The sequence below is a fragment of the Bacillus sp. 01N45 genome, assembly GCF_056399205.1.
Window position 1 is genome coordinate 102,605 of sequence record NZ_JBFTQW010000011.1, and the last position, 18,088, is coordinate 120,692.

Annotated in this window: 16 protein-coding genes and 1 other annotated feature; of the genes, 3 read left to right on the forward strand and 13 right to left on the reverse strand. The window is 36.4% G+C overall.

Annotation, left to right across the window (positions count from 1 at the left end):
• Positions 1-15: 15 nt before the first annotated feature.
• Together AC1DMU_RS22655 and AC1DMU_RS22660 are read right to left on the reverse strand one after the other, a co-directional pair.
• Positions 16-1,188, reverse strand: a complete 1,173-nt coding sequence (locus AC1DMU_RS22655; protein WP_001206340.1) for an acetyl-CoA C-acetyltransferase — start codon at positions 1,186-1,188, stop codon at positions 16-18.
• Between the two features lie 21 nt (positions 1,189-1,209).
• Positions 1,210-3,591 (reverse strand): 3-hydroxyacyl-CoA dehydrogenase/enoyl-CoA hydratase family protein, encoded by a 2,382-nt coding sequence (locus AC1DMU_RS22660; protein ID WP_000486366.1) that lies wholly within the window; start codon positions 3,589-3,591, stop codon positions 1,210-1,212.
• Between the two features lie 237 nt (positions 3,592-3,828).
• On the opposite strand from AC1DMU_RS22660, the gene AC1DMU_RS22665 reads away from it, so the two are divergent.
• Together AC1DMU_RS22665 and AC1DMU_RS22670 are read left to right on the forward strand one after the other, a co-directional pair.
• Complete coding sequence (locus tag AC1DMU_RS22665) at positions 3,829-3,975, forward strand: YuzL family protein (protein WP_001096344.1); 147 nt, start codon at positions 3,829-3,831, stop codon at positions 3,973-3,975.
• A 97-nt stretch (positions 3,976-4,072) separates the two neighbouring features.
• On the forward strand, positions 4,073-4,912 hold the full coding sequence (locus AC1DMU_RS22670; protein ID WP_000831460.1) for a D-alanyl-D-alanine carboxypeptidase family protein: 840 nt from the start codon (positions 4,073-4,075) through the stop codon (positions 4,910-4,912).
• A gap of 22 nt (positions 4,913-4,934) precedes the next feature.
• Here AC1DMU_RS22670 and AC1DMU_RS22675 read toward each other — a convergent pair whose 3' ends face one another.
• From AC1DMU_RS22675 to AC1DMU_RS22690, 4 genes are all read right to left on the reverse strand, one after another.
• Positions 4,935-5,852 (reverse strand): proline dehydrogenase family protein, encoded by a 918-nt coding sequence (locus tag AC1DMU_RS22675; RefSeq protein ID WP_046955846.1) that lies wholly within the window; start codon positions 5,850-5,852, stop codon positions 4,935-4,937.
• 310 nt (positions 5,853-6,162) lie between these two features.
• Positions 6,163-6,408, reverse strand: a complete 246-nt coding sequence (locus AC1DMU_RS22680; protein WP_087986005.1) for a YusU family protein — start codon at positions 6,406-6,408, stop codon at positions 6,163-6,165.
• A gap of 48 nt (positions 6,409-6,456) precedes the next feature.
• Entirely contained in the window at positions 6,457-6,759 is a 303-nt protein-coding gene (locus AC1DMU_RS22685; protein WP_001018862.1) for an MTH1187 family thiamine-binding protein, read from the reverse strand.
• Between the two features lie 77 nt (positions 6,760-6,836).
• The gene (locus tag AC1DMU_RS22690; protein ID WP_088064743.1) at positions 6,837-8,837 is read right to left on the reverse strand and encodes a methyl-accepting chemotaxis protein; all 2,001 of its coding nucleotides are present in this window, start codon (positions 8,835-8,837) and stop codon (positions 6,837-6,839) included.
• A gap of 188 nt (positions 8,838-9,025) precedes the next feature.
• Between AC1DMU_RS22690 and AC1DMU_RS22695 the strand changes: the two genes are divergently transcribed.
• Positions 9,026-9,784 (forward strand): TrmB family transcriptional regulator, encoded by a 759-nt coding sequence (locus tag AC1DMU_RS22695; protein ID WP_087986003.1) that lies wholly within the window; start codon positions 9,026-9,028, stop codon positions 9,782-9,784.
• 30 nt (positions 9,785-9,814) lie between these two features.
• Here the strand turns inward: AC1DMU_RS22695 and AC1DMU_RS22700 are convergent, their stop codons facing one another.
• The 7 genes from AC1DMU_RS22700 to AC1DMU_RS22730 form a co-directional block, all read right to left on the reverse strand.
• Positions 9,815-11,971, reverse strand: coding sequence for a SpaA isopeptide-forming pilin-related protein (locus AC1DMU_RS22700; protein WP_098133965.1), 2,157 nt, complete (start codon positions 11,969-11,971; stop codon positions 9,815-9,817).
• Positions 11,972-12,238: 267 nt separating this feature from the next.
• Complete coding sequence (locus AC1DMU_RS22705; protein WP_176546143.1) at positions 12,239-12,406, reverse strand: hypothetical protein; 168 nt, start codon at positions 12,404-12,406, stop codon at positions 12,239-12,241.
• A gap of 82 nt (positions 12,407-12,488) precedes the next feature.
• Positions 12,489-13,673: an MFS transporter gene (locus tag AC1DMU_RS22710; protein WP_142291827.1), complete on the reverse strand. Its 1,185-nt coding sequence runs from the start codon at positions 13,671-13,673 to the stop codon at positions 12,489-12,491.
• Between the two features lie 109 nt (positions 13,674-13,782).
• The gene (locus AC1DMU_RS22715) at positions 13,783-15,096 is read right to left on the reverse strand and encodes an APC family permease (RefSeq protein WP_088064746.1); all 1,314 of its coding nucleotides are present in this window, start codon (positions 15,094-15,096) and stop codon (positions 13,783-13,785) included.
• Positions 15,097-15,161: 65 nt separating this feature from the next.
• Positions 15,162-15,398 (reverse strand) — a binding site (T-box leader).
• A gap of 451 nt (positions 15,399-15,849) precedes the next feature.
• Positions 15,850-16,650: a hypothetical protein gene (locus AC1DMU_RS22720; RefSeq protein ID WP_088064747.1), complete on the reverse strand. Its 801-nt coding sequence runs from the start codon at positions 16,648-16,650 to the stop codon at positions 15,850-15,852.
• A 129-nt stretch (positions 16,651-16,779) separates the two neighbouring features.
• Positions 16,780-17,562: a membrane protein insertase YidC gene (gene yidC, locus AC1DMU_RS22725; RefSeq protein WP_000920534.1), complete on the reverse strand. Its 783-nt coding sequence runs from the start codon at positions 17,560-17,562 to the stop codon at positions 16,780-16,782.
• A gap of 28 nt (positions 17,563-17,590) precedes the next feature.
• On the reverse strand, positions 17,591-17,875 hold the full coding sequence (locus tag AC1DMU_RS22730) for a hypothetical protein (RefSeq protein ID WP_000394932.1): 285 nt from the start codon (positions 17,873-17,875) through the stop codon (positions 17,591-17,593).
• Between the last annotated feature and the right edge of the window lie 213 nt (positions 17,876-18,088).

The following is an 18,088-nucleotide window of genomic DNA, read 5'->3' on the forward strand; positions in this document are numbered from 1 at the left end:
CCACTTCCACTTTTTTTATAGTAATTCAAACACTCCTGCTGCTCCCATTCCGCCGCCGATACACATTGTTACGATACCGAATTGTTGGTTGCGGCGTTTCATTTCGTGAATAAGAGATAGTGTTAGTTTTGCTCCTGTACAGCCAAGTGGATGTCCAAGTGCTATTGCACCGCCATTTACGTTTACTTTTTCTTCATCTAAACCAAGCTCACGAATAACTTGGATCGATTGAGAAGCGAATGCTTCATTTAGTTCGAATAGGCCAATATCAGATAGCTCTAAACCAGCTAATTTTAATGCCTTTGGAATTGCAGCGATTGGGCCAATTCCCATTACTTCTGGTGGTACGCCAGCTACTGCAAATGAACGGAATTTCGCAAGTGGTTTCATGCCATCACTCACTGCTTTTTCACGATCCATTAATAGTACAGATGCTGCACCGTCACTCATTTGTGAAGAGTTACCAGCTGTTACAGAACCGCGAACGTTAAATGCTGGACGTAATTTACCTAAAATGTCTAGCGACGTTTCTGCTCTTACACCTTCGTCTTGTGCGAAAATGATTGTTTCTTCTTGCAGTTTATTGTTTGATCCAACCGTACGTAACGTTACATCTACAGATACTGTTTCATCAGCAAAGTTCCCTGCAGCTAATGCTTTCGCAGCACGTTGATGACTTCTTACTGCAAATGCATCTTGTTCTTCACGAGAAATTCCATATTTCACAGCAACTTGCTCTGCTGTATGTCCCATACCCATATAATATTCTGGAGCTGCTTCAACAAGGCGACTATTTGGACGAACAACGTGTCCCATCATCGGAACTAAACTCATTGATTCCGCTCCGCCTGATAATACAGCTTCCGAGTGACCAAGCATAATACGCTCCGCTCCGTAAGCAATACTTTGTAACCCTGAAGAACAGTAACGGTTAATTGTAATAGCTGGAACATCGTAAGAAAGTCCTGCTAGTCCGCCGATATTACGAGCCATATTTAACCCTTGCTCTGCTTCTGGCATCGCACAACCGAAAATTAAATCATCGATTGGTCCTTCATAATTCGCACGCTTTAATGTTTCCTTTACTACTAACGCCCCTAGATCGTCAGGACGAACTGTTTTTAATGAACCCCTCTTTGCTTTTCCAATTGGTGTTCTTGCTCCCGCAACAATGACAGCTTCTCTCATGAACGATATCTCCCCTCGTTATTAGTTACGTAATGGCTTTCCTTTTACAAGCATGTGCTGCATTCTTGCTTGTGATTTCATCTCACTTACTAAGCTAATAAATGCTTCACGTTCTACATCTAATAAATACTGCTCATCAACTTCTGTTCCGTACGGCACTTTTCCGCCCGCGATGACATATGCAAGTTTCTTCGCAATGTGAAGATCATGTTCAGAAATGTAACCTGATAAGTGCATTGCTTCTGCACCAAGTACAAGAGTTGCATATCCTGTTTCACCAACAACTGGTATCTTTTTACGAATCGGCGCTTTATAGCCAGCTTCATATAAAGAAAGTGCTTTTTGTTTCGCATCATATAGTAAGTGATCACCATTCACACTAATACCGTCTTTATCGCCTAAGAAGTTGTTCGATACAGCTTCTTGTGCTGATGTAGAAACTTTCGCCATCGCTACAGATTCGAATACTTTATTCGCAACTTTTTGCAGATCAAACTCTACACCGTTTGGCATTTTATTTAAGTGTTTAATGTATAGCTCTTTATTACCGCCTCCGCCAGGGATTAAGCCAACACCAACTTCTACTAAGCCCATATACGTTTCACTAGAAGCTTGAATGCTCGCTGCTGGTAAACAAACTTCTGTACCTCCACCAAGCGTCATACCGTATGGTGCTGCTACAACTGGCTTAGAAGAGTATTTAATTTTCGTCATTGCATCTTGGAAGTTCTTCACAACCAACTCAATTTCAAAGTAGTTGTCATCTTGCGCTTCCATTAAGATCATTGCTAAGTTCGCACCAACGCAGAAGTTCTTCGATTGGTTACCGATAACAAGACCTTTATAATTCTTTTCTACTTCATCAACAGCGTAGTTAATCATTTGCGTAATATCCATACCGATTGCATTGCTCTTCGAATGGAATTCTAAGCAAAGGATGCCGTCACCTAAATCAATTAAGCTTGCTCCGCTATTTTTCTTTAATACGCCATTTTTCGCTTTTAATTGCTTAAGAGAAATTGCCTTTTTATTACGTTCGATTAGCTTATATTCGCCATTATCGTAATAGTAGCTATCTCCGTTATCATGTTTGTAGAAAGTAGTGAAACCTTTCTCTAACATTTCTTTCACCCAAGTCGGAACAACTACGCCGTTTTCTTCCATCTTTTGAACGGACTTTTCAACGCCGATTGCATCCCAAACTTCAAACGGTCCTTGCTCCCAGCCGAAGCCCCACTTCATCGCTTGGTCAATTGCAACGATATCGTCAGCAATTTCTTTATGAAGTTTTGCAGAGTATAAAAGAGTTGGTGTGATGATGTTCCATAATAACTCTCCTGCGCGGTCTTTCGCGTATACAAGCGCTTTCAATTTATTCGATAAACCTTTTTCTTGTTTACTTAACTCGATAGATGCCGCTTTTAATTTTTTGCGGGCTTCGTATTCCATCGTTTCAGGATTTAGTTCTAAAATTTCTTTTCCTTGTTTTAAGAAGAAGCCTTGACCTGTTTTGCTTCCAAGCCATTTTTTATCAAGCATGTCATGCATGAAAGCTGGTACTTTAAATACATCACGCTCTTCTTCTTGTACGTTTTCATATACGTTATTTGCAACGTGTACGAATGTATCTAAACCGACAACATCTAATGTACGGAACGTTGCACTCTTCGGACGACCAATAAGTGGGCCTGTTACAGAATCAACTTCCCCAATGCTATAGCCGCGTTTTATCATCTCTTGAAGAGTTACTAATAAACCATACGTACCGATGCGGTTTCCAATAAAGTTTGGTGTGTCTTTTGCGATAACAACGCCTTTTCCAAGAACATCTTCGCCAAATAGTTTCATGAAGCTTAATACTTGTGGATCTGTTTCTTTCGTCGGTATTACCTCTAGAAGTTTTAAATATCGTGGTGGGTTAAAAAAGTGTGTGCCTAAGAAGTGCTTCTGGAAGTCGTCTGAACGACCTTCTGCCATTTTTTCTACTGAAATGCCTGACGTATTCGAGCTTACAATAGAACCCGGTTTACGAACAGCATCTACTTTTTCAAATAGTTTCTTTTTAATATCTAAGTTTTCAACTACTACTTCAATAATCCAATCTACATCAGCTAGACGCTCAAGATCATCTTCTAAGTTACCTGCTTCAATCAGTGCTAGATTTCCTTTCACTGTCAGAGGAGCTGGTTTTTGCTTTAATAGTTTTTGCACAGCCGTATTACTAAAACGATTTCTCACACTTTTATGTTCTAATGTAAGTCCCTTCGCTTCCTCTTCTTTTGTTAGCGCAGGTGGTACAATATCAAGCAATAATGTCGGAATACCAATATTAGCTAAGTGTGCCGCAATCCCTGAACCCATTACGCCTGAACCTAGAACAGCAGCCTTTTTAATTTGGAACATCCATTTCTCCCCCTATTCTTGAATGAATGCTCATTCAATTTTTCGACATAAGTCGCAATCAATGAGTGAGCCTCTACTAATAAATATATGATACAGTTTGAATTTTCGCAATATATTTATTGATAAAATTTTCTGAAATAAATATATTTCTTTCATTTGGCTATGCTATACATGTGTATTTTCTTCATTAAAATGCACTTTTCCTTTTTATAATCTGACGAAACTGGAGGAATATATATGGCAAAACTTAAGAAGAACCCTTCAAAGGCTGGAATTAGCGCAGCAAGCGTAACTGGAAATGCAGGTCCTCATAATCACGGTGTGGAAAAGGGCCGTCAAGGTAATAACCAACAATATAAGAAGCATAATATGGGCGAAAAATAACGGTATATTTTTGGGCAGAAAACGTGGCATAATGGGTAATGGCTGCTTTTTCTGCCCAATTTATTTGTACATATGGAAAACAAAAGAGGGAACGATGATGAAACGAACAATAGTTATGATTGTAATGATTGCTACACTATTTACAGGGATGATTTTCTTCTCTTATGCACAAAGGCAACAAGCTGTAAGAGCGGATCAACCTAACATTACTGGGCAATATGGCATTACAATCGATGCAGACACAGGTGAAATTTTGTATGGGAAACGGGAAGATGAACGCTCTTATCCGGCTAGTATAGGGAAAATGATGACTACCTTACTCTTACTAGAGAATGTAAAAGAAAATGAAGAAATTACAGTTACAGAGAACGCAATTAAAACAGAAAGTCAAAGTAAGAAAATTAAACTTCGTGCCGGGGAAAAGTTAAAGCGGGATGAGGCATTAAAGCTTATGCTTATCATTAGTGCAGACCCGATAGCTGAATCCATCGCAGAACATATCGCAGGATCAAAAAATGAATTTGTAAAAATGATGAATGCAAGAGCGAAGGAACTTGGTACAAAGCATGCGACTTTCAAAAACGCAAGTGGTGCTGATGCACTTGGAAATAAAGTATCGCCATATGACATTGCTATGATTACGAAAGAAGCATTAAAGTACCCAGTTGTTTTAGAATATATGAATTCAACACGTACAACTCTACATACTTCAGAACGCTCTCCAAACATCGCAAACTATGGACGAGAAGAACTATATGACGATCCATATGCAATTGGAAGTAAAAGCGGTCTATCAGCACTCGGAAAATATACGGTCGTAACAGTGGATGAAAAAGACGGTAAACGCGTCATTAATGTTGTTTTATCTTCTACTCGCACGCAGCTATATCCTGATACGAAGAAAATGGCACATTACGCATTTCAGCAATTAAAATAACCAAGGAGTATTTTCTCCTTGGTTATTTTTTAACCATACCTTTTAACACGAACGCAACGTTTGCTGGACGCTCTGCTAGACGACGCATGAAGTAGCCATACCAGTCATTTCCATAAGGCACATAAACACGCATTTTGTAACCTTCTTTTACTAGCTCAAGTTGACGCTCATTACGAATACCATATAACATCTGGAATTCAAATTGGTCTCTTGGAATGTTGTGTTCTTCGGCAAGTTTTTTTGTATATTCAATAATCGCTTCGTCATGTGAAGCAATCGCAGTATAATTTCCATTTAATAAGTGCATTTTAATAATTTTTTTATAGTTATCATCTACATCTTTCTTCTCCGGGAACGCTACCTCTTCAGGTTCTTTATAAGCTCCTTTTACAAGACGTAAATTAGGACTATAAGCATTTAATTCTTCCATATCTTTTTCTGTACGATATAAGTAAGCTTGAATAACTGTACCAATATTATCGTACTCAGATTTTAACTGTTTAAAGATATCAATTGTCTTTCCGCAGCGTGTATAGTCTTCCATATCAATGGTAACAAACACACCATTTTCTTTTGCAGCTTCTAAAATACGGCGCATGTTGTTCATTACGATTTCATCAGAGATATCTAATCCCATAGAAGTCATTTTTAAAGAAAGCTGCGAATCAAGACCTTCTCTTCCAATTGCACGGATTGCTTCAATCGATTGGTTAGCCATTTCATTTGCTTCCGCTTCATTATCAACGAATTCCCCTAAATAATCGATTGTTACACAAAGTCCTTGCTTGTTCAATTGTTTAATAGCTGCTGTCGCTAATTCAATTGTCTCCCCTGCGACAAAGCGACCTGCACCAAAGCGTAAACCGTACTTTTTAGCCAGTTTTGTTAGCGCTTTATTTTTTGACAAGAAAAGAAACGAATTTCGCATTAATTGTTCCATGTAATTCACCCCTATGACTGTAATTTATCTGTTTTTTACCCCTCTTCAAAATTATATCATTGTTTAAAATTATTGGATACAAATAATTATTTAGATAATTTATAAAATACTATAAAAACATTTAAAAACCTATATTCTCGCTTATAAATATGCAGGGAATATTTTTCGACATTTAGAAAAAACGACTTTACTAGGCACAAAATAAGCATGTCGAAAATATTCGACATGCTTATAAAACCCTTTATATTCCATGTAAATTATATAAGGATATTAATACAGAAAACTTGAGATTATATTTACCTCAAGTTTTTTATTGCTCATTTCTCTTCTCTTCATTCAACTTTTTAATATCTGTAATTAACTGTACCATCTCTTCTTTCGCATCAGGATATGTCTCATTCCAATGCTTCACTAAAGCCGGCATCGTCTTCGCTATGTAAGAATACAGTGCCCACTTCTGCACCTGTTCTTTTCTCTCTGCATTGCTCTCTCCAAGTAATAGTTCCGTGTATTTTTCTAGTAACCCGTCAAATTGTTCGTTAAACTTTTCACTCATCTTATCTACCTCCTATATGAAAAAAGCAGCGAAGATCGCTGCTTTTCCTTATAATTTTGATCGAACAGAGTTTAATTTCTTTTCCATCGTGCTTACTTTATCACGACGATCATCGATACGAATTGTTGTTGCAACGCGCTGTGCACCTTTCGTATATGGAACTTCATGCATTTGTTGAATTACTTCTAGAATGACAGGAAGATCTCCTTCAATTACTGTATTCATTGGTGTTAATTGATACTTCACGCGATCTGCATTTTTCTCTAGCACCTTTTGTACTTCTGCTACATATTCACTAACACTTGGATTACCAGTTCCTACTGGAATAATCGATACGTCAACAATTGCCATAGTAGTCTTCCTCCTATAATTGCTTCTTATATATCCATTGTCTATTTTACCGAAATACTCATCATTTTACTAATTTGTTATTCCTCTATTTTAAACTGCTCAACCAATCTTTCTAACTCTCTCATATGCTCCGTCAAACTTTCCATCGTATGAGCTACCTTTTCTAGATGACTCACTTGAGATTCAGTTGCAGCATTTACTTCTTCCGAAACAGCTGCGCTTTCTTGACTTGTACTAGCAATTGTATGCATTACCGTTGTAATTTCTCCTTGCTCGTAACCGATGTTATGTACCTCTTCTACAATTTGTTCGACTGAAGTACTAATTGTATTTACAACTGACATAATTGTGCGGAATTCCGTTTCTGCCTCTGTCGTAACTTTATTTTGTATATCTGCAATATCTTTTAATTTACTTATAACCTCTACAACTCGTTTTACCTCTACTTGTACATCGCCAATCATCGTTGCGATTTCTCCTGTCGCCTCTTTCGATTGTTCCGCTAACTTTCGAACTTCTTCGGCAACAACAGCAAAGCCTTTACCTTGTTCCCCTGCACGCGCCGCCTCAATCGAAGCATTTAAAGCAAGTAAATTCGTTTGATCCGAAATACCTTTTATAAGCTCTACAACATTTTGAATCGATCCAACTCTTTGCTCTAACTTTCCGGATGCTTCCTCTGTATGAACAACAATCGAAGATGATTGGCCCCTTGTACGAACTAAATTACGCATCGTATTTAATCCTTGCTTAGATGCCTCTTCAGCTTTGCCAGCCACACCTTTTATTTCACCAACCGAATTATTCATTTGTTCCACTGACTGCGCCATATTCTCGAGTTGCTCTGAAACTTCATCTACACTATTAGCAAGAGTAGAAGCTCCTCCGCTCACATCATCCATTGCACCTGATACTTCTCTACTAGCTGCTACAGTTTCATTCGTTAAATAATGTAGATTATTCGTTGATTGTTGCACTGTTGATACACTATTTTTAATTTTACTTACCATTTCATTCATTTGCTCAACCATATGATTAAAATGATTCGTCAGCTCTCCAACTTCATCCTTACTTGTCACTTTCATTTGCAACGTTAAGTCACCTTCTGCTACTTTTTGAACGTGATTTGTTAATAGTTGCAATGGTCTTGCTAATCTTCTTGAGAACAAGTATGAAGCTGCGATTCCAACTAATAAACTAATACATGCCATTATAAGGACTGTATTTCTCATACTATTTAATAGCCCATCAATCGTTTCTTTCGGATAAAAAATTCCTATTTTCCATTTCATCAAATCAAATGACTGGCTATAAACAACTACATCTTCACCTTTTAATGTAGTGACAGCATATTTTGTTACCTCTTTATTTAAACTCTTCACAAGTGGCTCTTTCGAAACATCTTTCCCTATTTTCTCTGGGTAAACAAGAGCCATACTTTTATCATTTATAATAAACATTTCTCCGCCATTATTGTATTGAATATTATGAAGTAACTTCTGAATTGTTCCGAGCGATACATCCATCGCAACAACACCTAACACAGATCCATCTTGAGCTGTAATTGCTTTAGAAACTCCCACACTTAACTTACCTGTTGCAATTTCATACATAGGTTGTCCCCAGTGAACCTTTTTCACATCAGCTTCTGATTCTTTATACCATTGTCTTGTCGTTGGATCATATCCTTCTGGCACTTGTCCACCTTCAGCAAGATTGGCACTTAATGTTTTTTTATCTTTCGTACCAATATATAAGTCTAAAATACCAGGATGATTCTTTTTGTACTCTGAAAACTCTTTCGTCAAAAATGCTTCTTCTTCTGGAGTAACTCCGTCTTGAAGTATATTACGAACCATCTCACTGTTCGCATAATATCCCATATCTTCATCCGTTCTTTGAACAAATGTCGTAAGTTGCTCTGTCACAAGATCCATCGTATTTTGAGAATACTGGTCTAAGGAGCGCACTTCCTTCTCTTTCTGTAATTGATACATAGCTGTACCTAATATTACAAACATCATAGAAATAAGCACCGAAAATACTACCGCAATTTTTAAACGTAAACTTCTCAACATCTTCCCCCAAGCATCCCCTTCTCGTTGTATTGTAATCATATTAATCACTATATTAAGTATAATGGATAAAATTAAAAAATTGAAATTAATTCTCATCTCAATCTGAGTAGAAAACCTACTACCACTTGTGCAAAAACAAATAGTTCATTATCCTTAAGCTATATCATCTCATTCGTTCGGAGGGAACTATGTTACAAAAATTCGGTTTCTCACAATATGAAAGCCAAGCTTATGAAGTTGTCGTATCAAGCAATGAACCATTAGATGCTACAACAATTGTGAAGCATTCTGGTGTTCCAAAAGCAAAAATATATGAAGTGCTAGCACGCCTGATTGATAAAGGAATGGTAATGGATTCTGTTTCAGAAAAGAAAAAATTGTATACAGCATTACCACTAAAGCTCGCAATTGAAAAATTAACGACAGAATTTCAATCAAACATTAAAGAATTAGAAACGAATATATCAAAAAAATCATTTACAGATGACCGTGTGTGGAGCTTAAAAATGCAATCTTCTATTCGAGTTCAAAGTAAAGAACTCATCGAAAGTGCAAAAGAATCAATTCGCATTTCAGCTTGGAATGACACTCTTTCAGAATACCTTCCTTCACTAGAAGAAAAAGCAAAACAAGGCGTCAAACTCGAGTCCCTTATAGTTGGAAAAGTAGAAACAGACTTAGAAAACATGCATTTTCTAATCCCAACTGAAGAACCTAACGCATTAGAACGCTACTTGCTACTCATCGTTGACGACCGCGAAATTTTATTTGCTGGTGTAGAGCAAGAGTCATGGCAAGCGATGAAAACAATGTCGCAACCTTTCGTAAAGTTCTTTACAGAATTTTTCTATCACGACGTTGCACTTGCAAAAATTACAGAAAAGCATCTGGATCTCTTCATGCAAGATGAGGAAATTAAGAGTTTGTTGAGGAAGTTAAGATACTAAAAAAACGCCTCTATTACAAGGCGTTTTTTTCTACATTTCTTTTCTATTTTTCATCCTTAACACATAAGCACCAGCAATAATAAAACCAATTCCTAAAACGAATAAAGCCGTAAATTCATTGCCGACGCCGCCAGTAGCTGGTAAACGCACTTCATTATGAGTATTATGTTGTTGCATCGGCTTCACATCAGCGGAAGGTTTCACTTCTCCACTCGGTGTTGGCTTATTTGGCTTAGAAGGAAGTGATGCCTTTTCTTCTTTCTTATTTTTCACAATATGTTTAATAATTTCTCCATTCTCTTTTATTTCAAATGCAAATGTCTCTTCATTTATTACATATCCATTCGGTGCTATTGTTTCTTTATACGTGTACTTTCCGTATAGTAGTTTAAATTTCGCTACACCTTTTTCATCCGTTTTCCCTTTTACTACTTCTTTCCCTTGTTCGTTGTAGATTGTAAACTCTGCATTTGGCAGTTTCGTATTCCCATCCGCTACATCTACTTTCGTTATTTCTAAATCACCTTCTACTTTCTTATCTTGAACGATATGTTTAATAATTTCGCCATTCTCTTTTATTTCAAATGCAAATGTCTCTTCATTTATTACATATCCATTCGGTGCTATCGTTTCTTTATACGTGTACTTTCCGTATGGTAGTTTAAATTTCGCTATACCTTGCTCATTTGTTTTTCCTTTTACTACTTCTTTTCCCTGTTCATTATAAATTGTAAACTCTGCATTTGGCAGTTTCGTATTCCCATCCGCTACATCTACTTTTGTTATTTCTAGTTCACCTTCTACTTTTTTATCTTGAACGATATGTTTAATAATTTCTCCATTCTCTTTTATTTCAAATGCAAACGTCTCTTCACTTATTACATATCCATTCGGTGCTATTGTTTCTTTATACGTGTACTTTCCGTATGGTAGTTTAAATTTCGCTACACCTTTTTCATCCGTTTTCCCTTTTACTACTTCTTTCCCTTGTTCGTTGTAGATTGTAAACTCTGCATTTGGTAATTTTGTATTCCCATCCGCTATATTTACTTTCGTTATTTCTAGTTCACCTTTTATATTTTCATTTTTCAACTCTAATACAGCAGTTTCACCAGTTTTCACTTCAATTTTTTTAATACTTCCGTCTAACACATATCCAGCTGGCGCTTGAATTTCTTTGACGCTATATATACCGATTGGAAGATTCCCTAGCTCCGCAATCCCCTTATCATTAGTCGTGACATTTTGTTTAAAGTTTTCATTAGAAACTTCAAACACCGCTCCTTTTAATAATTCCTTTTTTTCTCCTAATTTCATAATCTTTAAAGAGCCTACTGATTCCCAATTTACAACTAAATCTGTACTGATTTTCTCACTATTTCTTTGTAACAATACCGTTGTATTTTGAACTTTTTCTGATCCTTTAAAAGCTATTGCTTGTAAATTTGTTAAAGTAGACTTCACTTTCATTTTAAAATTATCACTACTCGTATCTTTCGGGAATAATATTTTAAATTTTTCGTTAATTGATAATGTACTTTTTTCTTCTCCATTTTCATTTACAATTCGAAGCCCTTTAGGAGCATTTTCAGGAAGAATTGTATAAGAGCCAGAAACCGCATTTGTTTGCACTGCATAAAATCCTGTTTCTAAATAATTACCTTTTTGTGTAGCAGTTTGTGGATCTACAGGATTAACTTTAAAGAATACATCTTGTGATCCAGTTTCTTTTTTTGAAGCCTCTACTAAACGCTTCATAAGATTATGTACTCGTTCATTTTTTGCAACTAAATCTTCTACCGTTAATTCATTTGCTGCAATCCATACCGCTAATTGTGTAGCATAATGTGCTTCTTCCGTTGTCGCTACCTCTAATTCAGATGGGCTTTTTTGAGGATATCCATTTAATAAAACACGATATACGGCATCAGATGTCTTCCCCATTTCAGGCAAATCATCTCCATTTGGAGAACGCAAATCAGGCGTTAAACAATACGCAATACTACCCGAAGCCGTTTTAATTATTTCTGTTTTTATTTCACGCTGTTTCGAATTACTATAACTCCAATCCATTTTATATGTTTCTCTGTTCATTACCTCTGCCTTTACTTGTGGCATTGCAATTCCTAATAAAATAATAAGAGCGCTTAAAAAACTAAACCATTTACCTACCATCTTTCGTTTCATTCTCTCCACCACCATATATAAATTTCTACATGAAGCAATCTTACTGTTTCATTGTACTTATAGTGAAAAAAAGAGAATAGGTGGTTTTTTTGTAGCATCTTGTCGAATTGTTGAGAAAGTTCCAAAGTAATAAGCAACCTTTAAATTATTTGCTCTCATGCTGCTATTGACAAATGAATATTACATATTTTAAATTTCCAAAAAATAAAAAAGCACTTTATAAGTGCCTTCATAACTTACGAGAAACAAATTTTAAACGAATACATATTACTTATCTTTTTCCTTTATCTCCGTCAACAGCTCAATAATTTTCTCATTTTGCTCCACTTGTTTCTCTGAATTTTGATAGATGAAACGGACCCACCTTAATACAACAACAACTATCAATATCGGTAGTAGAGCAATTATCATGCCAAATACCGAGAAATTAGACATCATTCTCCATCACCTCGCTACATACAACTTTCTCCATCCACCTACTAAAACCTGCAATTTTTTACAAATAAAAAAGAACCTATCAAACGATAGATTCTTCTTTTGCAAACTGAGCAGAACGTCCTCTCGTAATCGAGAAAATTGCACAAAGTAGTGCTAATATAATAAAGCCGCCACCTACCCAAGCATTATATATAACAGATGATTTCTCAATAACAACTCCGCCTACTGTTGAACCGAGAGCAATCCCTAAGTGAAGCGCAGAGTTATTTAAACTTTGCTGAATACCAGCTGATTCTGGTGCAATTTCAATTAAATAATTTTGTTGTGCTGGTGAAATAGCCCAGCTAAGCATACTCCAAATTCCCATCATAATAATGAACAGCGGGAATGAAAATGTCATCATTGGCAATATGAAGATCGCACACGCAAATACGATAATAATTGAAATAATACTTTTCTTCGATCCCCATTTATCAGCAAGCAAGCCCCCAAGGCCGCCTCCAAGTACCGCTGCAATTCCGAAAATGAAGTAAAATACACTAATCCAATTTGCCTCAACATGCATCACATCTTTTAAAAATGGTGTTAAATATGCATATAGTGTTAAATGACCCGTTAAAAATAAGAATGACGTTAACTGTGCACTGACAATTTTTTTATCTTTTAACGTAGCGATTTGCTCTCTTATCGATAGCACTGATGTTGGTGGTACTTTCGTTAAGAATAATGAAATACATGCGAGTGCCATTACTGTTAAGATCGAAATGAGTACAAATGGTGCACGCCATCCATATGCATTTCCGAGTACAAGGCCAAGCGGTACTCCAAGTACAAGTGAACCACTAATCCCCATGAAGATGATTCCAATTGCACGCGCACGAAAATGTGGTTCTACAACGCTAGAAGCAAGTGTTACTGACAGTGCAATAATAAGCGAACCACTCGCCGCACAAATAACCCTTGAGAACATTAACATCCCATAATTCACACTAAATGCTGAAATAATATTTCCGATTAAGAAAATTGATAATGCCCCAATGTATAATCTTTTTCTTTCAAATTTTCCAGTTATCGCCAATAAAACCGGACCTGATAAAGCAAATACTACTGAAAATATTGTTATAAGCTGACCAGCTGCACTAATAGATACTCCTAAATCATTGGCAACTAGATCGAGCGTTCCTCCTATAATTAGCTCAACCGTTCCGACTACGAAAGCCGCGATAGCTAAAATATACACACGAAAATTCAAGTCTTTCCCCACGCTTTCTTTTTTGGTTACTACGACTATAGTAACCAAAAAAGAAATTGAACACAAGTACAATTTTTTTACAATAAAAAAACAGGCGTATCATACGCCTGCCTTCTAATTATTAAACACTAGTTTTGTTCTTCTTATTTAAATACCAATATACCGGTAGTCCAGTAAAGACAATTCCAATTGATAAGAAACAACTTACCGGATCATTAATAATCGCACTTCCAAGTACAAACAATGATCCTAAAATCGCAACGATTGGTACAATCGGGAATAACGGTACACTGTATGCACGCTCTTTATTCTTGTTACGTTTTCTTAAAATGAAGACACCAATAAACGTCATTACATAGAAAATATAAATAATGAATACGGAAATCTCAGATAGCTTATTCGGATCACTAATAACCATTAAAATAATTCCTAAAATGATTTCAACAGTAATCGCATTTGCTGGTGTTTTAAATCTTGGACTTTCCTTTGCGATAAACTTAGAAAACGGAAGGTGTCCACGCTCTGCCATAGACATCGGAATACGTGGGAACGTTAAAATCTTTCCATTTAAACAACCGAAAATAGAAACGATAATACCGATACTAATGATTTTCCCGCCATATTCTCCAAGTAGCATGCCCGCAGCTGTCGCTGTTGCATTCTCTCCAAGGTCTACAATTTTCGCTGCTGGTAACACATTTAATAATGCCAAGTTAATTAGTACGTAAGCAGCCGTTACAATTAAAATCCCAACTGTCATCGCTTTCGGTAATAGCTTTGTTGGATTCTTCATTTCTCCGCCAATCGAAGCAAGTAGAATCCAGCCGTCATAAGCAAATAATGTTGCTAAAATTGCCATACCGATACTTTGATTTTCTGATATCGGCACTACTACATTAAAGATATCGCTATTTCCTTTCCAAAAACCTAACACAACAATTAATACGATTGGAATCATCTTTCCAATTGTCGTAACCGTTTGGACGATACCTCCATATTTTGTTCCCATACTATTTACAACGCCAAGGAACACAACTGTTCCAATAGCAATTGGTAAATTCCATACTTTATCTAAATAGAAAAAATTAATCATTAAAGAACTAAAGTACAATCCTAATGTTCCAATAATAGCTGGTCCATAAACAATTGTTTGCATCCAGCCTGATAAATATCCCCAAAAACTTCCGTAAATCTCCTCTAAATACGTATACAACCCACCATTTTTCGGGATTTGCGCTCCAATTTCGGCTACTGTTAAACCACTTGCTAACGTCAACAGACCACCAATTACCCAAGCAAGAATAGCCATATTAGAACTCCCCGAGTAATCTAATACGCTCCCTGGCTTCATAAACACACCAGATCCAATAATCGTTCCTACTACGATAGAAAGTGCTACTGTTAAACCAATTTTGTTCTTCTCATCATGATGCATGCTGCGTATCCTCCTTCCAATTCTAGTGTGATGCAAAAATGAAATAAAAAAACACTCCTCCCTAAAAAAGGGACGAGTGTTTTATTCGTGGTTCCACCCTTGTTTCAATTCGTAAAGTAACATACTTCACCAATTTCTCAAGTCTAAATAACGGTTTTTGCCGGCAAGCAATTACTAGGTATCCGTTCACTGCTGCAGTTCAGAGGTGGTAATCCATTTTTCCGTATTAGGAAGCTCACAGCCAAAGGCTTCCCTCTCTGAGAATCGTAAAAAATTGATCATGTCCTCATCATCACTTCTTGATGTCGAATTTTGTAGTTATTGTTCATTATATTGAATTGTTAGAAAAAATCAATATATTTTTTTATATAACATAAGAAATGTTTCTCTTCTTATATTATAACAGAAGCTATAATATTTCTCTAATTCCCCAGTATCTTTGGAACAGCGTAGCGGTAAAAATTATCTCAGCGATTTTCAAAATATATCGATTTACCAACAAAAAACGACAATAAGTAAGAGGAGACTTTCTAAAAGAAAGTCTCCTCACATACATACCTTCCGGTTGCCCACACGGAAGATACGACTTTACTCAATTATTTCTCATCTTTTTTCATAAAAAATTTACCCCGCATTAACGGGCAGTAAAACTTCCACCTTAAAATCCAGCGAATACAAGGATGAAGTTGGAATATTAACTGCCCGTAAAAGCCCGATTGGTTCAACTAATAATCAGTGGAAATGCACCACTGATTAAAGTTTCACTTTATGGTGCGGTAAATCAACGTTCAATTCCTCTAATTGTTTCTTTTCATTCTCTAAAATCGCTTTTGCTTTTTCTTTCGTTGTCTCATCTAATCCCGCAAAGATGTCTTTATGCTTAACCTTCTCTGGGAACTTCACGCCTAGTTTTGTTAATTCTTCTTTTGCTTGCTTATGTGTTAATTTCCCGGACTTTTCCTGTTCAAAAATAGACGTTGCTTTTTCTTTTGTTGCTTCGTCTAAGTTAGCAAGTATGTCTTTATGCTTAACCTTCTCTGGCATTTTCACGCCTAACTTCGTTAATTCCTCTTTTGCTTGTTTACGTGTTAATTTGCCGGATTTCTCTTGCTCTAAAATTGATTTCGCTTTTTCTTTTGTTGCTTCGTCTAAGTTAGTGAACATATCTCCATGCTTACCCTTCTCTGGCATTTTCACGCCTAACTTCGTTAATTCCTCTTGCGCTTGTTCACGTGTTAATTTGCCGGATTTCTCTTGCTCTAAAATTGATTTTGCTTTTTCTTTTGTTTGATCATCTAATCCCGCAAACATATCTTTACGTTTTTCTTTCTCTGGAAGCTTTACACCTAACTCCTTCAACTGTTTCTTTGTATCGTCCATAATCGTTTTTACTTTTTGTTTTGTAGCGTCATCTAAATCTTTTTTCGCCGTTTTTGTAGACTGCTCAGCTGCTTGAGTATTCGTTGCCGCGAATGCCGGAATACCGACTCCTCCAATGATTCCAAATGATAAAGCACCTGCAATCGCTAAATACCCAACTGTTTTCTTCTTCATAGGAAATTTCCTCCTTCATATTTCTAAAGCATGTACACTTTCGTATACAATTCCTATAGTAATGTCGGTTTCTTAACATTTCCTTAACGACTTAACAAAAAAACGCCGCTCATCCCGAGCGGCGTTTTTCTAAGCTTTTTGTAATTGTAATTCTTCACGTTCCATTATTCTTCTTAATACAATTGTTTGTGTCATTGTAAATAAATTACCCGTTATCCAGTACAACACAAGTCCTGATGGCGCCGCAAATCCCATAAATAAAATCATTGCTGGCATCATAATTTGCTGCACTTTCAGCATCTGTACTTGTTCTCCAGGTGTAATATTAGATTGGAAAACTTTCATCTGAATAAATGTCGTTAACGCTGCGATAATCGGTAATATATGATAAGGATCTGCATGTCCTAAGTTCACCCATAAAAATGACGATGTGCGAATCTCTTCTGTTCGGCTAATCGCATAATACAAAGCAGAGAAAATCGGCATTTGTATTAATAGTGGCCAGCAACCAGCTAGTGGATTCCAACCGCCTGATTTCATTAGTTCCGACATTTCCTTTTGATACTGCTTTTGTTTTTCAAGATCTTTACCCACATCACCGTATTTTTGTTTCAGCTTCTGCAGTTCAGGTTGCATTTTCTTCATTTTCGCTTGACTACGATATTGTGAAACAGCTAATGGAATCATGGCTGAACGAATAACGAGCGTCATAATAATGATAGCAATCCCGAAGCTAGCTCCTGGTATGTGATGAGCAACAAATTGAATCATAAACGAGATTGGATATACGAAATAATGATCCCAAATTCCCGTACTATGTGCATCAATTGGGGCTGCATTACTGCAACCAGATAAAACAAAAACAAGTAATAATGATAAACTAACGAGCACAGCTCGGTATGATTTTAACATGTTCATTCCTCCAATGTTTCGTAATTATTTAGCGAAACATTGGTGTATACGGACCGACCTCGTCATTCTCTTCACTGGATTCTTGTCTGCGCACAGAACGAATCATTCCATATTTATAAAAAATAGAGAAAAGCGTTACATTACCAGTACCCTCTTCACACGTATTAACTAGTTTAAAAGCTCTTTGTCTACCGCTTGATGCTTGCTGACGCACAAAGCGAGAAACATTAGCAAGGAAGAAAACTTCTAATAAACAAAGTGCTGTCGTTACAAACGATATATATAGAATTGCATCCTGCAATAAAAATTCCATCGCTTCACATCCTTAATAAGGTCATTTTAGCACATTCAACAAACATTCTCTATTTCCTTTTATCGTCAAAAAAGTATTTTGCATATTTTCTCAAGAAAACTATGCTAAAAAACTAATGTATTCGCTTTCTTTAGTATATTCACACGTATCCTTGTATAGGTTTAATTTGTTAGAAATTTATAAAATTTTCGCATTATAATAAAACTATTGCCA

Bases quoted from the DNA above. Each gene is read 5' to 3' on its own strand.
- AC1DMU_RS22655 (WP_001206340.1), bottom strand. From the start codon at position 1,188: ATGAGAGAAGCTGTCATTGTTGCGGGAGCAAGAACACCAATTGGAAAA.
- AC1DMU_RS22660 (WP_000486366.1), bottom strand. From the start codon at position 3,591: ATGTTCCAAATTAAAAAGGCTGCTGTTCTAGGTTCAGGCGTAATGGGT.
- AC1DMU_RS22665 (WP_001096344.1), top strand. From the start codon at position 3,829: ATGGCAAAACTTAAGAAGAACCCTTCAAAGGCTGGAATTAGCGCAGCA.
- AC1DMU_RS22670 (WP_000831460.1), top strand. From the start codon at position 4,073: ATGAAACGAACAATAGTTATGATTGTAATGATTGCTACACTATTTACA.
- AC1DMU_RS22675 (WP_046955846.1), bottom strand. From the start codon at position 5,852: ATGGAACAATTAATGCGAAATTCGTTTCTTTTCTTGTCAAAAAATAAA.
- AC1DMU_RS22680 (WP_087986005.1), bottom strand. From the start codon at position 6,408: ATGAGTGAAAAGTTTAACGAACAATTTGACGGGTTACTAGAAAAATAC.
- AC1DMU_RS22685 (WP_001018862.1), bottom strand. From the start codon at position 6,759: ATGGCAATTGTTGACGTATCGATTATTCCAGTAGGAACTGGTAATCCA.
- AC1DMU_RS22690 (WP_088064743.1), bottom strand. From the start codon at position 8,837: ATGTTGAGAAGTTTACGTTTAAAAATTGCGGTAGTATTTTCGGTGCTT.
- AC1DMU_RS22695 (WP_087986003.1), top strand. From the start codon at position 9,026: ATGTTACAAAAATTCGGTTTCTCACAATATGAAAGCCAAGCTTATGAA.
- AC1DMU_RS22700 (WP_098133965.1), bottom strand. From the start codon at position 11,971: ATGAAACGAAAGATGGTAGGTAAATGGTTTAGTTTTTTAAGCGCTCTT.
- AC1DMU_RS22705 (WP_176546143.1), bottom strand. From the start codon at position 12,406: ATGTCTAATTTCTCGGTATTTGGCATGATAATTGCTCTACTACCGATA.
- AC1DMU_RS22715 (WP_088064746.1), bottom strand. From the start codon at position 15,096: ATGCATCATGATGAGAAGAACAAAATTGGTTTAACAGTAGCACTTTCT.
- AC1DMU_RS22720 (WP_088064747.1), bottom strand. From the start codon at position 16,650: ATGAAGAAGAAAACAGTTGGGTATTTAGCGATTGCAGGTGCTTTATCA.
- yidC (WP_000920534.1), bottom strand. From the start codon at position 17,562: ATGTTAAAATCATACCGAGCTGTGCTCGTTAGTTTATCATTATTACTT.
- AC1DMU_RS22730 (WP_000394932.1), bottom strand. From the start codon at position 17,875: ATGGAATTTTTATTGCAGGATGCAATTCTATATATATCGTTTGTAACG.